The organism is Celeribacter sp., from assembly GCF_048266405.1.
Lineage (GTDB): Bacteria > Pseudomonadota > Alphaproteobacteria > Rhodobacterales > Rhodobacteraceae > Celeribacter.
Window position 1 is genome coordinate 1 of sequence record NZ_JBLWZO010000018.1, and the last position, 15,536, is coordinate 15,536.

General features: G+C 55.3%; 15 protein-coding genes. 3 read left to right on the plus strand and 12 right to left on the minus strand.

Annotation, left to right across the window (positions count from 1 at the left end; all coding sequences use genetic code 11):
• The 4 genes from ACN0TS_RS17365 to ACN0TS_RS17380 form a co-directional block, all read right to left on the minus strand.
• On the minus strand, nucleotides 1-911 hold a 911-nt coding region (locus tag ACN0TS_RS17365; protein ID WP_417260591.1), incomplete at its 3' end, for a relaxase/mobilization nuclease domain-containing protein.
• Entirely contained in the window at nucleotides 898-1,488 is a 591-nt protein-coding gene (locus tag ACN0TS_RS17370) for a hypothetical protein (RefSeq protein ID WP_417260592.1), read from the minus strand. The genes ACN0TS_RS17365 and ACN0TS_RS17370, both read right to left, overlap by 14 nt.
• Before the next feature lie 418 nt (nucleotides 1,489-1,906).
• The gene (locus tag ACN0TS_RS17375) at nucleotides 1,907-2,782 is read right to left on the minus strand and encodes an ArdC family protein (protein ID WP_417260593.1); all 876 of its coding nucleotides are present in this window, start codon (nucleotides 2,780-2,782) and stop codon (nucleotides 1,907-1,909) included.
• A gap of 40 nt (nucleotides 2,783-2,822) precedes the next feature.
• The gene (locus ACN0TS_RS17380; protein WP_417260594.1) at nucleotides 2,823-3,287 is read right to left on the minus strand and encodes a hypothetical protein; all 465 of its coding nucleotides are present in this window, start codon (nucleotides 3,285-3,287) and stop codon (nucleotides 2,823-2,825) included.
• A 115-nt stretch (nucleotides 3,288-3,402) separates the two neighbouring features.
• Between ACN0TS_RS17380 and ACN0TS_RS17385 the strand changes: the two genes are divergently transcribed.
• Nucleotides 3,403-3,984, plus strand: coding sequence for a hypothetical protein (locus tag ACN0TS_RS17385; RefSeq protein ID WP_417260595.1), 582 nt, complete (start codon nucleotides 3,403-3,405; stop codon nucleotides 3,982-3,984).
• A gap of 64 nt (nucleotides 3,985-4,048) precedes the next feature.
• Here the strand turns inward: ACN0TS_RS17385 and ACN0TS_RS17390 are convergent, their stop codons facing one another.
• Nucleotides 4,049-4,987, minus strand: coding sequence for an IS110 family transposase (locus ACN0TS_RS17390; protein WP_417260596.1), 939 nt, complete (start codon nucleotides 4,985-4,987; stop codon nucleotides 4,049-4,051).
• Between the two features lie 459 nt (nucleotides 4,988-5,446).
• On the opposite strand from ACN0TS_RS17390, the gene ACN0TS_RS17395 reads away from it, so the two are divergent.
• Nucleotides 5,447-7,669: a choice-of-anchor F family protein gene (locus ACN0TS_RS17395; protein ID WP_417260597.1), complete on the plus strand. Its 2,223-nt coding sequence runs from the start codon at nucleotides 5,447-5,449 to the stop codon at nucleotides 7,667-7,669.
• A gap of 469 nt (nucleotides 7,670-8,138) precedes the next feature.
• Here the strand turns inward: ACN0TS_RS17395 and ACN0TS_RS17400 are convergent, their stop codons facing one another.
• From ACN0TS_RS17400 to ACN0TS_RS17430, 7 genes are all read right to left on the minus strand, one after another.
• Complete coding sequence (locus ACN0TS_RS17400) at nucleotides 8,139-8,321, minus strand: hypothetical protein (RefSeq protein ID WP_417260598.1); 183 nt, start codon at nucleotides 8,319-8,321, stop codon at nucleotides 8,139-8,141.
• A 283-nt stretch (nucleotides 8,322-8,604) separates the two neighbouring features.
• Nucleotides 8,605-9,906, minus strand: coding sequence for a type II toxin-antitoxin system HipA family toxin (locus tag ACN0TS_RS17405; RefSeq protein ID WP_417260599.1), 1,302 nt, complete (start codon nucleotides 9,904-9,906; stop codon nucleotides 8,605-8,607).
• A 1-nt stretch (nucleotide 9,907) separates the two neighbouring features.
• Nucleotides 9,908-10,159, minus strand: a complete 252-nt coding sequence (locus tag ACN0TS_RS17410; RefSeq protein ID WP_417260600.1) for a helix-turn-helix transcriptional regulator — start codon at nucleotides 10,157-10,159, stop codon at nucleotides 9,908-9,910.
• A gap of 139 nt (nucleotides 10,160-10,298) precedes the next feature.
• Nucleotides 10,299-11,162: a hypothetical protein gene (locus ACN0TS_RS17415; protein WP_417260601.1), complete on the minus strand. Its 864-nt coding sequence runs from the start codon at nucleotides 11,160-11,162 to the stop codon at nucleotides 10,299-10,301.
• A 474-nt stretch (nucleotides 11,163-11,636) separates the two neighbouring features.
• Nucleotides 11,637-12,011 (minus strand): hypothetical protein, encoded by a 375-nt coding sequence (locus tag ACN0TS_RS17420; protein WP_417260602.1) that lies wholly within the window; start codon nucleotides 12,009-12,011, stop codon nucleotides 11,637-11,639.
• 330 nt (nucleotides 12,012-12,341) lie between these two features.
• Complete coding sequence (locus ACN0TS_RS17425; RefSeq protein WP_417260603.1) at nucleotides 12,342-13,061, minus strand: response regulator; 720 nt, start codon at nucleotides 13,059-13,061, stop codon at nucleotides 12,342-12,344.
• On the minus strand, nucleotides 13,058-14,296 hold the full coding sequence (locus tag ACN0TS_RS17430) for an ATP-binding protein (RefSeq protein WP_417260604.1): 1,239 nt from the start codon (nucleotides 14,294-14,296) through the stop codon (nucleotides 13,058-13,060). Before ACN0TS_RS17430 ends, ACN0TS_RS17425 begins: the two co-directional genes overlap by 4 nt.
• Nucleotides 14,297-14,530: 234 nt before the next feature.
• Here ACN0TS_RS17430 and ACN0TS_RS17435 point away from each other — a divergent pair, with 234 nt between their 5' ends.
• Complete coding sequence (locus ACN0TS_RS17435) at nucleotides 14,531-15,535, plus strand: ABC transporter substrate-binding protein (protein ID WP_417260605.1); 1,005 nt, start codon at nucleotides 14,531-14,533, stop codon at nucleotides 15,533-15,535.
• The last annotated feature ends 1 nt before the right edge of the window (nucleotide 15,536 follow it).

The following is a 15,536-nucleotide window of genomic DNA, read 5'->3' on the forward strand; positions in this document are numbered from 1 at the left end:
TCTTCGGCCATGCCATATACCTTTCCATCTGCTTCAATCGGTTTGCCCTGCGCCAAAAGCGTCGCGGCCTTGTCCAAGGCAGCGGCAATGTCATGCTGTTTCTCACGCGAGGCCTCAGCCGCTAGGCCGCGATAGAGCCGCGCGTTCTGGGCGACTTCAGCCAATGCGCGTTCGAGCTCTGGCCCCACGCGCTCACGTTCGGTTAGGTGCTTTCCCGTGGCTTCTGCACGACGTTGGTCCACATCGTTTGGCCTCTTCGTCGTCACCCCACGCTCCAGCTTTCGCGTCGCCTCAAGCCGCAGCCCGTAGCGGTCCGACACCTCCACCATCGCCTCGCGAAACCTGTCGTAGTTGAAGTGGTGCCCTTCTTTCAGAAAGAAGAACTCCCCGTCCTTGCTGCGCCGGTTCAGAACGATGTGTGCATGCGGGTGATCCCGATCCTCATGCACGGCCGCGATGTAGTCGAAGTGGCTGCCTTCGCCCTGAAAGAACCGCTCGAAAATCTCGCGCGTGATATCGGCAACATCCTCGCCGCGCGTGCCAATCGGAAAGGCCATCAAGAGATGCGAGGTATGCCCCAACTTGGGATGAAACCCCTCATTCCACTGCGCTGAAAACCGACGCGTGACCTGTTCAATCTCTTTGGCTGACAAAACACTTTGGCCGTCATAGGTGCCACGGCTGTCGATGATGAAGCTCGACTTGGTAGTCAGGTATTCCAGCTGGTTGCGCAGCTGCGATTTGGTGTGCGTTCCTCCATCGCGAATGGCTTTGAAAATCGCGGGGGAATGCCCCATGGCTGCGCGCGCCATCTGCTTGGCGCGGGCGCGTGGAACGTTGCCACGAATGCGGCTCCAGTCGCGATCGAAGAAGGCCTCCTGCGCGGCGGAAACGGCACTATTGCGAGCCATCGGCAAAGCCTCCCAGAACACGAGCAACCTCACCGGACAGCGCGCTTCGGCGGCGCTGCGCCATGTCCTGAACCTGATCTGCGATGTTGAAGATCAATCCCGCCAAGGCACGCACTTGGGCATGGGCAGAATTGCCATAGGGTGTCGTTTTACCCTGGCGCTTCGCCTCGTTCAGGCGCTGTGCAATCTGGTTGATGTTGTTGCCGGTGCGATTGAGCGAGGCCGAGAGCGCCTGCATCTGATTGGCCAGTTCATCATCAGGAACGAAGAGATCGTTTGAGGCATGGATCAACCGCCGCAGCCCCTCGGCACGGCTGGTGATATCATGCCGCGTCAACACCGCATCAAAGCCCGCAAGCTCCTTTGGCGTGAGCCGGACATTCACCAATTCAGAGCGCACGCGCGCATCAAGTTTACGGCTTTGATCAGCCTTCAACGTGTAGAAGATGGTGCGGGTCGTGACGCCAAATTCGCGGGCCAGATCCTCGATCGGCAGCCCCTCCGCTCGCTTGCTCACGATGGCAAAACGCTGGTTCTGCGTCAGTCGTTTGTGCCGTGGTGCGCGCGGTCGTCCCATGTGAAGTAATCACCCCTATTTCTTGCCAGTTTCATACCAGTTTCATACAGGCAGCCCCGTTATGGCATTTCGCCATAATTGATTCATTATTGTAATATTGAATCAACTACCTGTATTCCGTTTGGAGCAGCCACAGGCTGCGACAGGGTTGTTGGGCGGTCCGTGCTCAGCAGCACGGGCCACAATTTTCCATCTCATCCCCCAACGTCTGCGCCCCGCCACATGAGGCGGGGCGCAGACGTTTAATGCTCAACACCAGGTTTTAAGTTTCCGTCCGGATCCAGCCACGAACGGGCCTCTGCACAATCCAAGCAAATACAGGTGCAACTGCCTTTCACGATAATCGGCGCGGGAAAGATCACTGGGTTTGACGCGCCGCATTGGCGGCACGTCATCGGGGGCAGGATTGCGGGGCCGTTCATGCTGCGGCCGCTTTCGATTGACCTGCGGCTGCTAAGACAAAATCGGCTGCCTTCTGCGCCTCGGACGCCGCGCGAAAAATCGCCCGTTTGTCTTCTTTGAGCGCTTTCAACCACCCTTCAACATAGGCGGCGCTTTGACCAAACTCCGGCGCGACACCAATCTGAGCCCCAAGGAAACAGGCACCGATCTCTGCCACCAGCTCCTCAAAGGCATAGGCTTCGCGGTTCGCAAATTTCTCGATCCGCTCCAGCCGCTTTTCGCTGCCAGTCCAGTGGATAAGCTCATGGGCCAGTGTCCCATAGTAGCCTGCCGCATTGTGAAACGTGGCAATCGGCGGCATGTGGATGTGATCTTTGGCGGGGCTGTAGTAGGCGCGCGGGTCATCACTGGTGAGGATCTCTGCCCCAGTTCGGCTGAAAAACGCTTCAAGTTCAGGGTCTGCCGCCGTCCCAAGGTCGCGCGGGGCCTCAGGGCGGATGTAGTAGTCCTCGGGCAAACCCTCGATCTGATCCGCGTTGAACACGCGATAGGCGCGCGCATAGGGCAGCTCCTCCTCGATGCCCAATTCGTTTTCACGGATGAACGTTCCGTATTTGACCACGGTCGACGACGTCTCACCTTTGCGGACCTGACCGCCAAGTTCCTGCGCCTGTTTGTAGGTCATCCAGCGGCTGGACACATACCCATGCTTGGCCGCCATGACCCAGAGCATCAAGATGTTAATCCCGCGATACTCCTCGCCATTGTGTCGGGTCGGCAAGGCAATGCCGGACGCGCTCCCAGTCCACGGCTTGCGCCATGGCTGCGTGCCTGCCTCAATCTCTGCAATAATGGTGTCGGTGACATGGGCATAAACTTGTAACCTGGACAAGCTCGCGGGACACTTGCGGTGTTCCTGTAGCTTGTCTCTGTCATTCTGCGGTGCGGCCCGTCGAGCTTGCCATTTGAGCATGTCGCAGCATTTTGGTGGCCTGAAACGTCCGCGTGCGAGACAAAGCGGGCCTTGGGTTTTCGCGTTTCGCTGCCGCAGCATTATCTCGCAGATGCAGCAAGCCTGTCGTGGCGACGCAGCCCGTGACACCGAAGCAATCGTTCGCGAGTGTGGATTCGACCAGAACCGAGACCGCACTTTCTCCGCACCCCTCGCCGACAATCAAGACGCGGACGAAGCGCCAGCTCGCAACAACTCCAATTGGGGTTTGGTGGCCCAGTGATTCCTTTGGTGTCAGGAAAACACCTTTGGCTGCTGGATCCAGCCGTTCAGCCGAACGGCAGCTGGTGGGCAAACGTAATTCAAAAGAATAGATTTTGGATGGCCTTATGTGACCTGACATCAGGTATTTTCCGTTCCCGACGGAAAATTTGCTGATTATCACACATCTTCTCAGTCTGAATCGAGTAGGGCGATCCATTGACGCCAGTCAAGGTGCATTGATCAGAGTGCGCGTATAATTCGGTCGACAGGACACAAAACTTTGATTGGAGATGGAGATGACAAACGAAATTGATGAACACGACAAAGGTACAATGGTCATTAAAGTGCCTGAGGCCGTAGGTGTGTTTGAGACCTTTGATAGCTTTCAAAAAGCGTTTTATGACCTTCGTATGGTTGGTTTCAGTCGCTTTGACTTGAGCGTTCTGGGCAGTGAAAACGCCTTGAAGGAAAAATTTGGTGCTGCTTATCTTAGCACTAAAGACATAGAAGACGACCCGCATGTACCACGCGCTGCCTTTGTGTCAGAAGAGGCCATTGGAGAGTTGGAGGGTATGGTTGTCGGTGGCGCGTTCTTCATTCCCTCATACATAGCTATGGCGGCGATGGCGGCGGCAGGAGCGACGGCCGCGGGCACCGCGGCAGCTGTTGCGATTGTGGGGTTGCCTGCTGCAGCGATCGGGGTTCTCTTGGCGCGGAGGGTTCAACAGCATCATAAAGACTATTACGCAGACCAGATTGAGAAGGGGGGCATTCTCCTGTGGGTGCGCGTTGCTGACGAAAGGCACGAAAAGCTCGCGATCGACATTCTCAAAGGTCATTCAGGAAAAGACGTTCATGTCCATGATTGGAGCATATGAGGTGATGCAGACCTCGTGCCAAGTGGATGATGACTGCCTTGATAAGAAAAACTAGCAACTGTATTTATGTTGTTCGCCATAATTGGTTTTTAGCCATGAGGGTATTTGCAATCATGAGCAGTTTGCGTGCCACCGCGATCAAGACAACTTTGTGCGGTTTTCCTTTTTCTTTTAGCCGATTGGCAAACACTTTGAGGGTTTTATTGTGCGTCGATGCGACCAATGCTGCCTGATAAAGCAAACTCCGAATGACGTATCGGCCTCCCTTTATTGAGCGCCGCCCATCCATTCGACCGCTATCTCGGTTGATCGGTGCCACTCCGGCAAGTGCCGCAATTTGCTTATCCCCTATCGTGCCCAATTCCGGCATTTCTCCGATTAAGGCCGCGCATAATACGGGACCTATTCCTGGAATGGATCGCAGTATCTTGGCATGTTGTTTCATTTGGGGGTCATCCATGATTTGTGCCTGTATCGCATCTTCCAGCCCCCTAATCTGTCGAGACAGGAGCTCCAAAAGTTCTACATCCAAGGCAACCATCAAACCGTTGTCATGCTGCTTGATCTGACACTTCAAGCGTTTGCGCAATTCCACCAATTGACGGCGTTTCGTGCTCAAGACACTGAGATAACGAAGCTTTTTCGCTGGCAGTTTGCGGCCAGAGGTTGGTCTGAAAGCAATGAAATCTGCAATTAAACGAGCATCAATTGGATCCGTTTTCGCCAAAGCACCTGTCGCACGGGAAAATGCACGAACATGTGCTGCGCAAACTTGCCTGACATCGTACCCAGCAGCATCTAACGCTTCCCATATGGTCCATTCATAACCGCCTGTGGGCTCCAGAGCGATAATTTGGCCGTCAACTGGACCTAACTTGCGCTGAAGACTGCTATGACCCGCTGGTGTATTTGACACCGAAAAAGCCGCGCCAGTTTTGCTAACATATACAAAAATCTCAAACTTACCGACATCAAGGCCGACAAAATCCGTATTCTGTGCCATATTCTAAATCTCTTTCTTATGCTCCGGGGTCATACGCCCCAATCAACTGTTCGAGTTTGAAGAAAGAGAAGGGTCGCCAGTCTAGATTACGTGGTCGCACCACAAGGGGCTAACGGCGTACACCTTCCCGATCCGATATCTTGCAAAACGCCGGATCGGGATAACGATAGCAAACTTCCGATACATAAGGGGTGAGGATTGGGTGTATCGGGTCTGCGCAACAGTCGCGCGGACCAGAAGCCTGCATTCTGCTACAGGTTCGATAGCGCAACGCTGATTGATCCGTCTGGTTACCCGAAACGTCGATGCGATGCGTGCGCGACTATATTTTTCAATATTCACAGCATGACTTGGATCATATCTCCCCGAAGAAACGCATGGTAATATATGAATACGTAGTCAGGTGATTGCGTTGTTTCCTGCGCCCCGCATTCGGGGCATTTCTCGGGGAGGGAAAATATGTCTCTTAAAACACTTAAACTTCAAAGCTGCGCACCGATTGCGATTTTTGCGCTCATGGCAACACCAGCGTTTGCTGGTGCCTTCGATGAAATCCCTGTGATTGGCGTCACGGGGGATGGCTATGTTTTTGCCGATCCTGCGGAGGGAATTCTTGATCCGGGCATCCAGTCATTCACAGAAGACCTTGGCGCGGAATACGGCAACACCGCCAATCCGAACGGCATTACCAATTGTCTTATGGCCAACAATCCTGCTCTTGAGGGCTGCGACGCGGAACGCGGCTCAGGCAAGCGGGTCAAGACCCGCCTCACAGGAGCGGACGGCATGGACATCAGCCTGAGCACGCAAAGCACCGGCGACGTTACCGAATATTATGTCTACGGCAAAACCTCGAACCTCACAGGGGCGCGGATGATTGGTTACACCCTCGAACTCGGCACAGGGACGGGTGATGCCTTCACCGCCTTTGATGCAACCGACCCTGCTTATCAGGCCCTGTTCGATCTCCAATTTGCCGACGGTAATTTCAACCTGCCTGACGGGCTCTTCGGCAATGGCGGGAACGAAGGGGACACCGGCTTTTTTGATGGCGGCGATAAAGCCGTGATGGACACAGATCAATTTGAAGAGGCGCTCATCAAGCTTGGCGAGATGACCGGCAACGCCAAATATGACGAATTGTTCGGGACTGGTTTTCTTGATGACAGTCAGGTGCCTGACGGGTTCTTCTTTGATATGTCGAGCTTTGACGAAGAGGCCGACGAGCCTAAACTCGTTGCGTGGCATAACGTCAGCACCGGAGCGTGGGTCTATGGCACTCTGGGTCTTGCGGGGCCTGAACTCGACGACAAACTGCAAAACCTTGCCGATACGCTTGGCGTTGGTCTCGGTAGTCTCGCCTATACTCCAGGGGACGACGTTCCCGACGAGATCGTCGCGCTCATGGAAAGCAATGACCTTTTGAGTGTCGATATCATCGAAGACCTGCGGAACATGAACCTGAACTTCATGATCGAGCTTGGTGATGTGGACGGCGACCAAGTCACCCTGCGCCTCGCGCCGATCTTCGCGGAAATCGTCGCGGAGGCCGCCACCGAGTATCAGTTCAAAGTCGCAGGCATGCTGGATGGGGCCGCCCAAGTGCCCTATCTCGATATAGGAAATGCGGGAACCTATGAGGCCGCAATTGGTGAAATTCTCGACATCGAGGATGATGCAGAACGGCAGACTGCCTTGGAAAGCGTCGGTTTCAGCTTCTTGGGAAGTTACAGTTCATTGTCATATGAATTGGGGCGCGCAATGACGGCGGCCCTACCCGAAGGAGGGACTGCGCGAAGCGCGTCTGGGGCGACCTTGTCCACGAAAGGCCTACCCAACGGTTGGTCGATCGGAGAGGGTGCCACAGGATTTGTCTCCATTCAGGGCGGAACAGCGAGCTATGACCGCACGATTGACGGCGTAGGCTATGACATCGACAGCTATTCCTTCGCCGCAGGCGCGGAATGGCGGCTTGATCCGACATTGGGCGTTGGTGTTATGATCGGCGCGGGCACGGGATCGGCTGATGCGCAGAGCGATTTGGGGTCTGTTGACGCGGATGCGCTATCCATTGCCGTTTTTGGTCGAAAAGCCTTCGGAAAAGGCGGCAGCATCAGCGCCATGCTCGGCTATCAGGATCTGTCTTTTGAAAGCACTCGCAATGTGATGGGCGAGACAGCAAAGGGCAAAACTGACGGGTCTCAGATTTTCGCGGCCCTCAACGCGCAATACATGGTTCAGAACGGAGCATTTACCTACGGGCCGCGGGCGTCGCTTGAGTATTACAAGCAAAAGACTGACGGCTTCGATGAAACCGGTGCCGGTGCATGGAACCTCTCTATTGGCGATCAAGACGGTGAAGTCACCATCGCATCGATCGGCGTCGAGGGCGCGTATGCCCTGCCTCAGTCCAGTCGGGAGACTGTTCTGACAGGCGCTCTGTCGCTGACGAAGGCCTCTGGGGACGATCAATTGATCGGGACAGGTTTTGCCGGCCTTCCAGCTACCTCCGTTCCCGTGGACGGCTTTGATGACCAATGGGTTGATCTTGAGTTGGGCTTCTCCACCACGCTCGGTGCGACATCCTCGTCGAAGACAACCCTGCACGGCGGCTATCATGGGGCCTTCGGGGAGAACCACGAAAGCCACGCCCTTCAAGTCGTTATGCGGTTCGCATTCTAAACCTGTCACGAGGCTAAAAAAAGAGCAGCGCCTGAATTCAGGCGCTGTTTTGATTGCGAAACCTCAAGTCTGTGAAAACAAAGCGCAGGGAGGGGTTTCGGTGATACGACCTATTTACGTGCTTAGGGCGTTCAATTTTGTAAATGTCTGCATTTCTTGAGTTGAGGGAACGTTGAATACCTGCAACGAATGACCGGTTTCCGCCCTCCGTGACGATGCTCCACATAATGCTGCGCTTGGCATCAATGTCGCCTTCGAGCTGAGACCTGCCATTGGCATCCATTATACAAACGGCAGCTTTGTCCCGCAGAGCACCAGTTCCACCAACTGCCGATTTTGCACTTGCAGCGAAGGTCCGATCTTAGGAGTTGCATCGATGCGACATCGGATACTTATTGAAGTCCAATTGACAGCGATCCACACTCTGCTTCGGTTTTTCCGGGGCGGGAAACCCGCCCCCGCGCACCGGTCACTCGGCAACCGGATCGTCGTCGCGGCGTGAGAAGGCGACCATTTCGACGTCGGGGAACATGCTGTGTTTGACGTTGATCGACGTGATGTTACTGCGGCCGTTGGTATTGACGAAGAGCACGCCGCAGCGGTCCCAGAAGTTCTTGCCGTCTTTTTCACAGGATTTGACGTTCAGTTTCAAGTTTGAGTAGCCATTGTTTGATCCTCATTTAGAGTGTTTCGATGAACATGACCAACGTGGGCACCAAGGAGATGTCAGTTGAAATATTGGGTCGCGAGGAATGCGCTGGCGCAGGGGAATATTCCTGTTGAAGCGGGGCTTGCGCCGCGTCTGCTACGGCTGCCCGCTTATGTTCAGCAGTTGGAAACACGGCGTTGAAGTCCTGAGTTTGGCACGACAACATAACCTGATTTGGTTTGAACCAGAATAGTCGCGCTCTCGCACCAGGCAGGTCCAACTAACTTTAGCTCAACAGATGCAACCTAGCCTTCAGCGCGCCGTCGACCGAAGAAAGCAACGCCTCCGGGAAACCCTCCGGAAGCTGATTGAACGTAGTCTCAATGATCGCGTGCGAAGTCTCCTGCAGCTCTTCGAACATGCCCTGTACGACAGCGCGGGATAAGCCGGATTGAACTCCGGTCTCCACGATGTGCCGACCAACGATATTCGAAACCTTGTAGTGGTTTGAGTTCCCGAAATTCATGGCCAGTTTGAAGTACTTTCGCTCGATCTGCCGGGCGTCGACCGTCGGTTGCACCGTCAGGACGTCATAGAGCGGCGTCATGCGGAACCGCCCGCCGGGCAAGAGGCTGATGCTGAAATTCTTACCGTGCCCGTCTGTCGCCCCCAGCAACCAGAACAGGACGTTTGCTTTGAAAAAGTCGTACCGGTCTTTGTTGGGATCATCACTTCCCAACAAAAGATCCATGATGTCCGAGATCCCTGGGCCGCCCTCGTTCTGGTACTTTTGCGTTGGCACAACGGACAGTGCTTGGCAGCAGTCCTCCTGCGGCAAACGGATCAAGCGGCCATCAGACGTCCAGCGCCGATCAAAACGCTCAACCACCAAGGCTTTCTTGTCGCCAAACTGAGCCATTTCGACATTCGCCGCCCGAAGCCCAAACGCTTCCATCAACTTCAGGCACAGGTATTCGTTTTCAACGCTGTCGGACAGGTCCATACCGTTGGGCAGTCTACCAATTTGCGGCTTTATGATGTGCGTGGTTGGCGTCGTGCCGGTTGGCTCAATCCACTGGCCATCTTTACGAAGCAGCGCGGTTTTTTCCTGTGCACCAGCGACAGAAATTCGGAAGTCATTCTCGCGGCGGATCCCCAGTGGCGCAAGATCGAGGTCGCTCAGAATGGCCCCGATCTGCACCTCGTCAACAGGCTCTCCAGTCAGCTCGGACATTGGCTGGGGCTCTTGCCCTTCGGGCAGAAACTGCAGCGCACCAATGCAATCGCGCCCAATTTGTGACAGCAAGCTGAAGGCATCGACGCCTTCGGCCCCGACACGTTCCGCGACCCTTCGACGGATGAGGTCACTGTCAGGCAACAGGTTGTCAAAGACGGCCATCACAGGTGCGCCGCTGTACCGGTTCTCCTGCAATGGCAACGACAAAGAGACCGGCATCCGGTGCTCCCAGTCGAGCCAGTCACGTGCATAGGCGAAACTGACGCCGCCTGAGGGCTCACGTACCAATTGACCCACGAGCCGCGAGTTTAGAAAGACGTTCAACGGTGTGTAGCTGCGCTTGCGGCCCATGTCAGAAAATGTCCTCTAGCCCGTCTGGTGTGCCTTTGCTGCGCTCGGTCACCGTGATTTCGAGGTCCAAGGCCGCGATCAAATCGAATACCGTTTCCAGCTTGGCACCCCCACTACCGTTCTCGATCTTGGAAATTGTCTCTTGCCAGACACCGCTCATCGAGGCGAGATCCTTCTGGGTCAGGTTCTTTGCCTTTCGAGCCTCGCGTATTGCGTGGCCCAAATTTTTTGATGTACGAACGAGGTGCTTCATGAGGGTTCTCCTGTCGCCATATATGACCTATAAATCATAAATTGTCAATATGATCTCCACGCCATAAATGGCGTATATGGCTTAGGCATCATATAACTAAACCTCATCATTAGCCTTATCTCAAATTGCGCAACAACTCTCACGCCTGCAGCCCCGCAGATCGAACCTGCTCAGGCGTCACCATCCTTGACGCGATCAAGTCCTCGATCTGCCGGTTTGTGATGTGGCGGCAGAGGGGATGGCGCTCGTGGATCCATTCGGCGAGGCTGGCGCGCCCTTTGGTTGCGGCCTCTCGCGCCTTATCTCGGTCCACCTTTACCTGAGTAAGCCCCTTCTCCCATCGGCGCATCTTGAACCAATTGTCCGAGAAACAGACCTTGCTGCGCGTATAGCCTTCGCTTTCCTTCGCATAGGCTTTGACCGCCTGCTTCAGATCATCGGGCTCTACCCCGGCCTTCAGGGCCGCAGCGATCAGGCGCAGACTGGTCCGCCGGTCTCGGATCCTGTCTTCGGGATAGGCTGCCAAGATCTTCTCAGATTCAAAATCTTCAACCTCCTCCGCCGCCTCGCGCCTGCGCGTTGGTGGTTTATGGATGGTTTTAGGATGGTTTGGGGTCCACCGTGAACCCCGTACCCCGTTCACCGTGGACCCCGTACCGGGTTCAGGCTGGGCGGGGTTCACAGTGACCCCCGTCTCAATGTCGGGCTCGGCTGTGGGTTCGAGCGCGGCGACGCGCTCCAGAACGATGCGGTAAATGACGGTGTAGCCGTTCTTGCACTGCCGCCGCCCTGTCTCGATCAGGATGCCTTCGCGCAGGAAGTCGATGATGGTGCGCTTCACCGTGCTCTCGCTGAGCTCTGTGTGGCGCTGGATCGTCCCCTTGGAACACCAGATGCCGGAGCCGTCATCGCTCGCCTTGTCGGCCAGGAACATGATGATCTGTTTGCGCGCAGCGCTGCCAAAGCGGCGCTCGGCGCATTCATTCGCGATGCGCCAGCTCATTGGACCACCTCGCCAGTTAGAGGCCGGGAAAAAGCGGACTGAGCGTTTGCGGTAAGGCATTGGCCCGTGCTAATGTTCGGTGAAAGCTGACAGGCTTTTTCTATTTGGCCCCGGTTCACAGTTGCCGCTGTGACGGGGCCTTTTTCGTTTTGAACCGCCGAATTTGGCTTTGAAACTTTCGTTTTTTGTTCACTTTTTGTCAGGGGGCATTTTGAATCCCTAAGTCGTTGTTTTTGCTTGCGCTCTTTCTGGATTGCAAATCCGTGTACACCGGTTCGATTCCGGTACTCGCCTCCATTTAACTTCAATGACATAGAGATATTCGGACGCGTTGGGCATATCGTGCTCCTATCACGCCTATCAGTCCCGATCTGCGTTTGTTGTGCTTCGAGCCGCAATGCGCCTCGCGCGAACCTGTGTCGCGGTTCAAAACGCGCATCCCACCCTGCCGCAAGATTTTCTGCCTTTGGGGCGTTATTGCAGGCAGTCTTGTGGATTATCGAAGCGACCGAGGCTCTTCACGCAGCTTTGAAGCGTATCATACGCATCTCGCGACCTTTGCAGGTCGTAATACACCACATCAAGCTCGTACTGCGCCTCCTCAAGGCGATGTTCTAAGTTCTCAATATGCTCCACCGCGCCCTTGTGACGCTCAAGCAATTCGTTGCATTTGCCGCGAACCTCGATGTCTTCGTCGAGAAGTTCATTGTATTGGTCACGCAGCTCGTCATAGGCCTCTTTATAGGCGGTGTAGTTCGATTTACAGGTAAACCCCTGATAATCACATTCGCTTTCTTCGTAACAGATGGTGCTTACGTTTACCCATCCCTCAATTCCGGAACAGGCCACTCCTCCACTATCGCGACAGGAGGGTCTAGTCCCTATTCCGCTGGAAAAGTTTTGTGCCATCGCAATTGACGGTATGAATGCGGCAAGCAAAACACATAGGCTGAATTTCAATCTCAAAATCTCCATCTTGGGCGGATTGCATTGAGGGTAATCGTTCAAAGTGGTCGTGCTTTTGTCAAGCGGCAGACACCAACGAACCACGCAATCCCAGTCAGGAAAACGGCACCCTGTCGGGTCACACCACACGGCGCACTTGTGCAGCGCAATGGGGCTTGTCAGTAGGCTCGCAACCTCCCTCGAAGAGGGAAGGCAAGGTGCTTTGACTGCGGCCTAGCTGCGGCGCGACATTTGTTTTGCTATCCAGGGGGCCAGCTCGCGCTCGGCGGCTATCAGTGTCTCGACGTTCAGCATACGGTTCAAAAGCGCACGATTGACGGCACGTGTGCGCTTGTTATACGCGGCCCCTTCGTCCTCGACCTCTAGTTTTTGATACAGCGACAACAGGCGGTTTTGCACGGAGCGTAATGACATGGCACGGCGGTCGGCGATCAACTTGTCCGTCAGGCCAAGAGCAAGATCTACAAGCACCTCAAATTCGCTTTCCGTCAAACCTGTGCGCGGGGTTGCGGCACGTTTTTGGAAGCTGTTCACCTCACGATCGACGATGATCTGTCCCTCGATCAAGACAGCCCGCAATGCCAGACCAAGACGATTGATCGACGTGGTTTTAAGCACGTAACCGTAGGCGCTATTCTCGGGAACGATGGTGGTTATGCCGCGCAGATAAGCCTCATCGGCATAATTCGACCAAAACAAAATCCGCGTATCGGGACGGTGCGCCCAAATGGTCCGCGCCGCCTCGACCCCATTTCGCCCAGGCATTTGCAGATCGAGAATCACAGCGGGGTATTCACCCGACATGGCCTCCTCTTCGCCCTTATTGCCGTCTGCGACATGGGTGATTTCGCTGACTTCAGGTAGAGTGTCTCCCACAGTTTCCAACATGAAGTTCGCGTGGAACTGGTCATCTTCTACGATCAAGAGCTTCATGGTCTGGCACCTTGTGATGAGGCTGGTACGGTCAATGTAACGCGGGTTCCGTCCTGCCCGTTAATATCGAGTTCGGCCAGAATGAGACGTGCCCGCGTTTCCATATGTATCAATCCTGATTGGCGGCTGTCGGCGTGGCGTAAAAAGCCGCGGCCATTATCCGACACGCAAATCTGCAATGCGCCATCGGCGTCGTCCCCGATAGTCACTTCGATCCGAGAGGCCGCCGCATGGCGGACCGCATTGTTAATGGCTTCTTGTGTGATCCGAAAGACGGCGGTGCGCACTGTCGGGTGCATCGCGGCGATATCCACGCGCGTGTTGTCCACAACCTCGGTGGTCAAAGGGACGCCGCCGTTCTGGCTGCCCCGCGCGGCCTTTTCGAGGTGGGCGGTAATCGCATGGCGAAAGCCAAACAATTGCAACTGCGAGGGAACGGCCTCATCAATGATCTGGCGCAAATCCTGAATACATGCGCTCAGCGACTCTCCCACATATTGACGATCCAACGGCCCCTTCCCGTTTATCACCTCACGCAAGAGGCGCGTGAGGTCGGCAAGGGTTTGGTCGTGCAAATCCATCCCGATCCGTTGCCGTTCTTGTTCGAGGGTCTGCGTCAGGCTTGACGCCCCAAGGCGCAACCCCTCCTCGCGCGTCTGTATCTCTGAACGGGCGCGGGCGTCGCGTTGGGCACCCTCAATGGCATGAAGCGCGTGAAAATAGGGGGCGAGCAGATCACCAAGGTGGCGGGCGAATTCCAATGTGCCCTCATCAAAGAGATTGGCCTCGCTATGGGAAATGTTGAGCGTACCTATCAATTGCCCCATCACCTTCATCCCGACATGCACACGTGAGCGCAGGTTGTGATTGAAGATCGGCTCGCTCGCCGCCCCTTTAAAGGTTTGGCGCGGATCTTCCATCGCATTGGCGCAAATCATGCTGTCAATTTTGCCCAACAAAAGGTCGCGGATCGGTGAAAAGGTGAGGCGTGTGCGCCGTCGCGACCATCGGGTTTTGATGCCAACTTCGTAAGACACAAGCCAATCATGGCCGTCGAGCAAACAGATATCAAAATGCGTAAACGGCAGAACCCGCGTTATTTCCTCGGCCACAGCCGACAGCGCGGATTGAATCTCTGTCTCCCGCGCCAAATGGTTTGAAATCCGCAGGAACATTTCACTTTCTTGTCGCGAGAGTGGCGCGGGGTTTGTAACGGGGTTTGATACGTCGTTCATCCGCGCCTCCGCAAAACTTATGTGCTCCGACCCTGTGTTTAACGCGAAAGTGGTGGTGTGAACATACCCATGCCCGCATCTAATGTGCGGGAACCCGCAACAGATTTGCGGCTTGCCTGCTTTACACATCATCGTCAAATGCCAACCATACGCCCACGCAAATCACCTGCGAAAGGTGAACTGTGTACGCAGGGCGTGACCAAGCTGGCGCGCCGAAATGGGGAGGAGACCCAAATGAAATCATTGCTGTTGAGCGCGGCCGCATTGTCTATGGCTGCAACCGGCGTTTACGCCGATACATCCGACAAACGCATCGCATTGTCGAACAACTACGCGGGAAACTCATGGCGTCAGGCCATGTTGCAATCCTTTGATGACGTCGCAAAAGCCGCTGTCGCCGATGGTGTTGTTGCCGCAGCCGACGCCTTTACAACGTCTGAAAACCAAGCAACCGAACAAGCTGCCCAGATCCAGAACATGATCCTTCAGGGGTATGATGCAATCGTGGTTAACGCCGCATCGCCAACCGCCCTGAATGGCGCCATCAAAGAAGCCTGTGACGCGGGCGTTGTCGTCGTGTCCTTTGATGGGATCGTGACCGAGCCATGCGCATGGCGCATCGCGGTGGACTTTGAGGAAATGGGTCGTTTGCAGGTCGAATATCTTGCAAGCCGTATTCCAGATGGCGGCAACCTGCTTGAGCTGCGCGGCCTTGCCGGTGTCTTTGTGGACGACGAAATTTCCGCAGGTATCCACAAAGGTGTCGAACAATTCCCACAGTTCGAAATCGTCGGCTCTGTCCACGGTGACTGGGCGCAAGACGTGGCCCAAAAAGCTGTCGCAGGCATCCTGCCCTCGCTGCCCGACATCGTCGGTGTCGCCACCCAAGGCGGTGACGGTTACGGCACAGCGCAGGCCTTTGCCGCCGCAGGTCGTGAAACACCTCTGATCGTTCTTGGCAACCGTCAGGACGAGATGGCGTGGTGGGCTGAGCAGCACGAGGCGACCGGCTATGAAACCCTGTCGCTCTCCATCGCACCGGGTGTTGCATCGCTTGCCTTCTGGGTAGCACAACAAATCCTTGATGGCGCAGAGGTGTCGAAAGACCTGAGCGTTCCGTTCTTGCAAGTGACCCAAGACACGTTGGCCGAAACGCTCGCAGCGACACCAGAGGGCTCGGTTGCGAACACAACCTATACCCTTGAAGATGCCAAAGCCGTCATCGACGGAGCGATGTAAG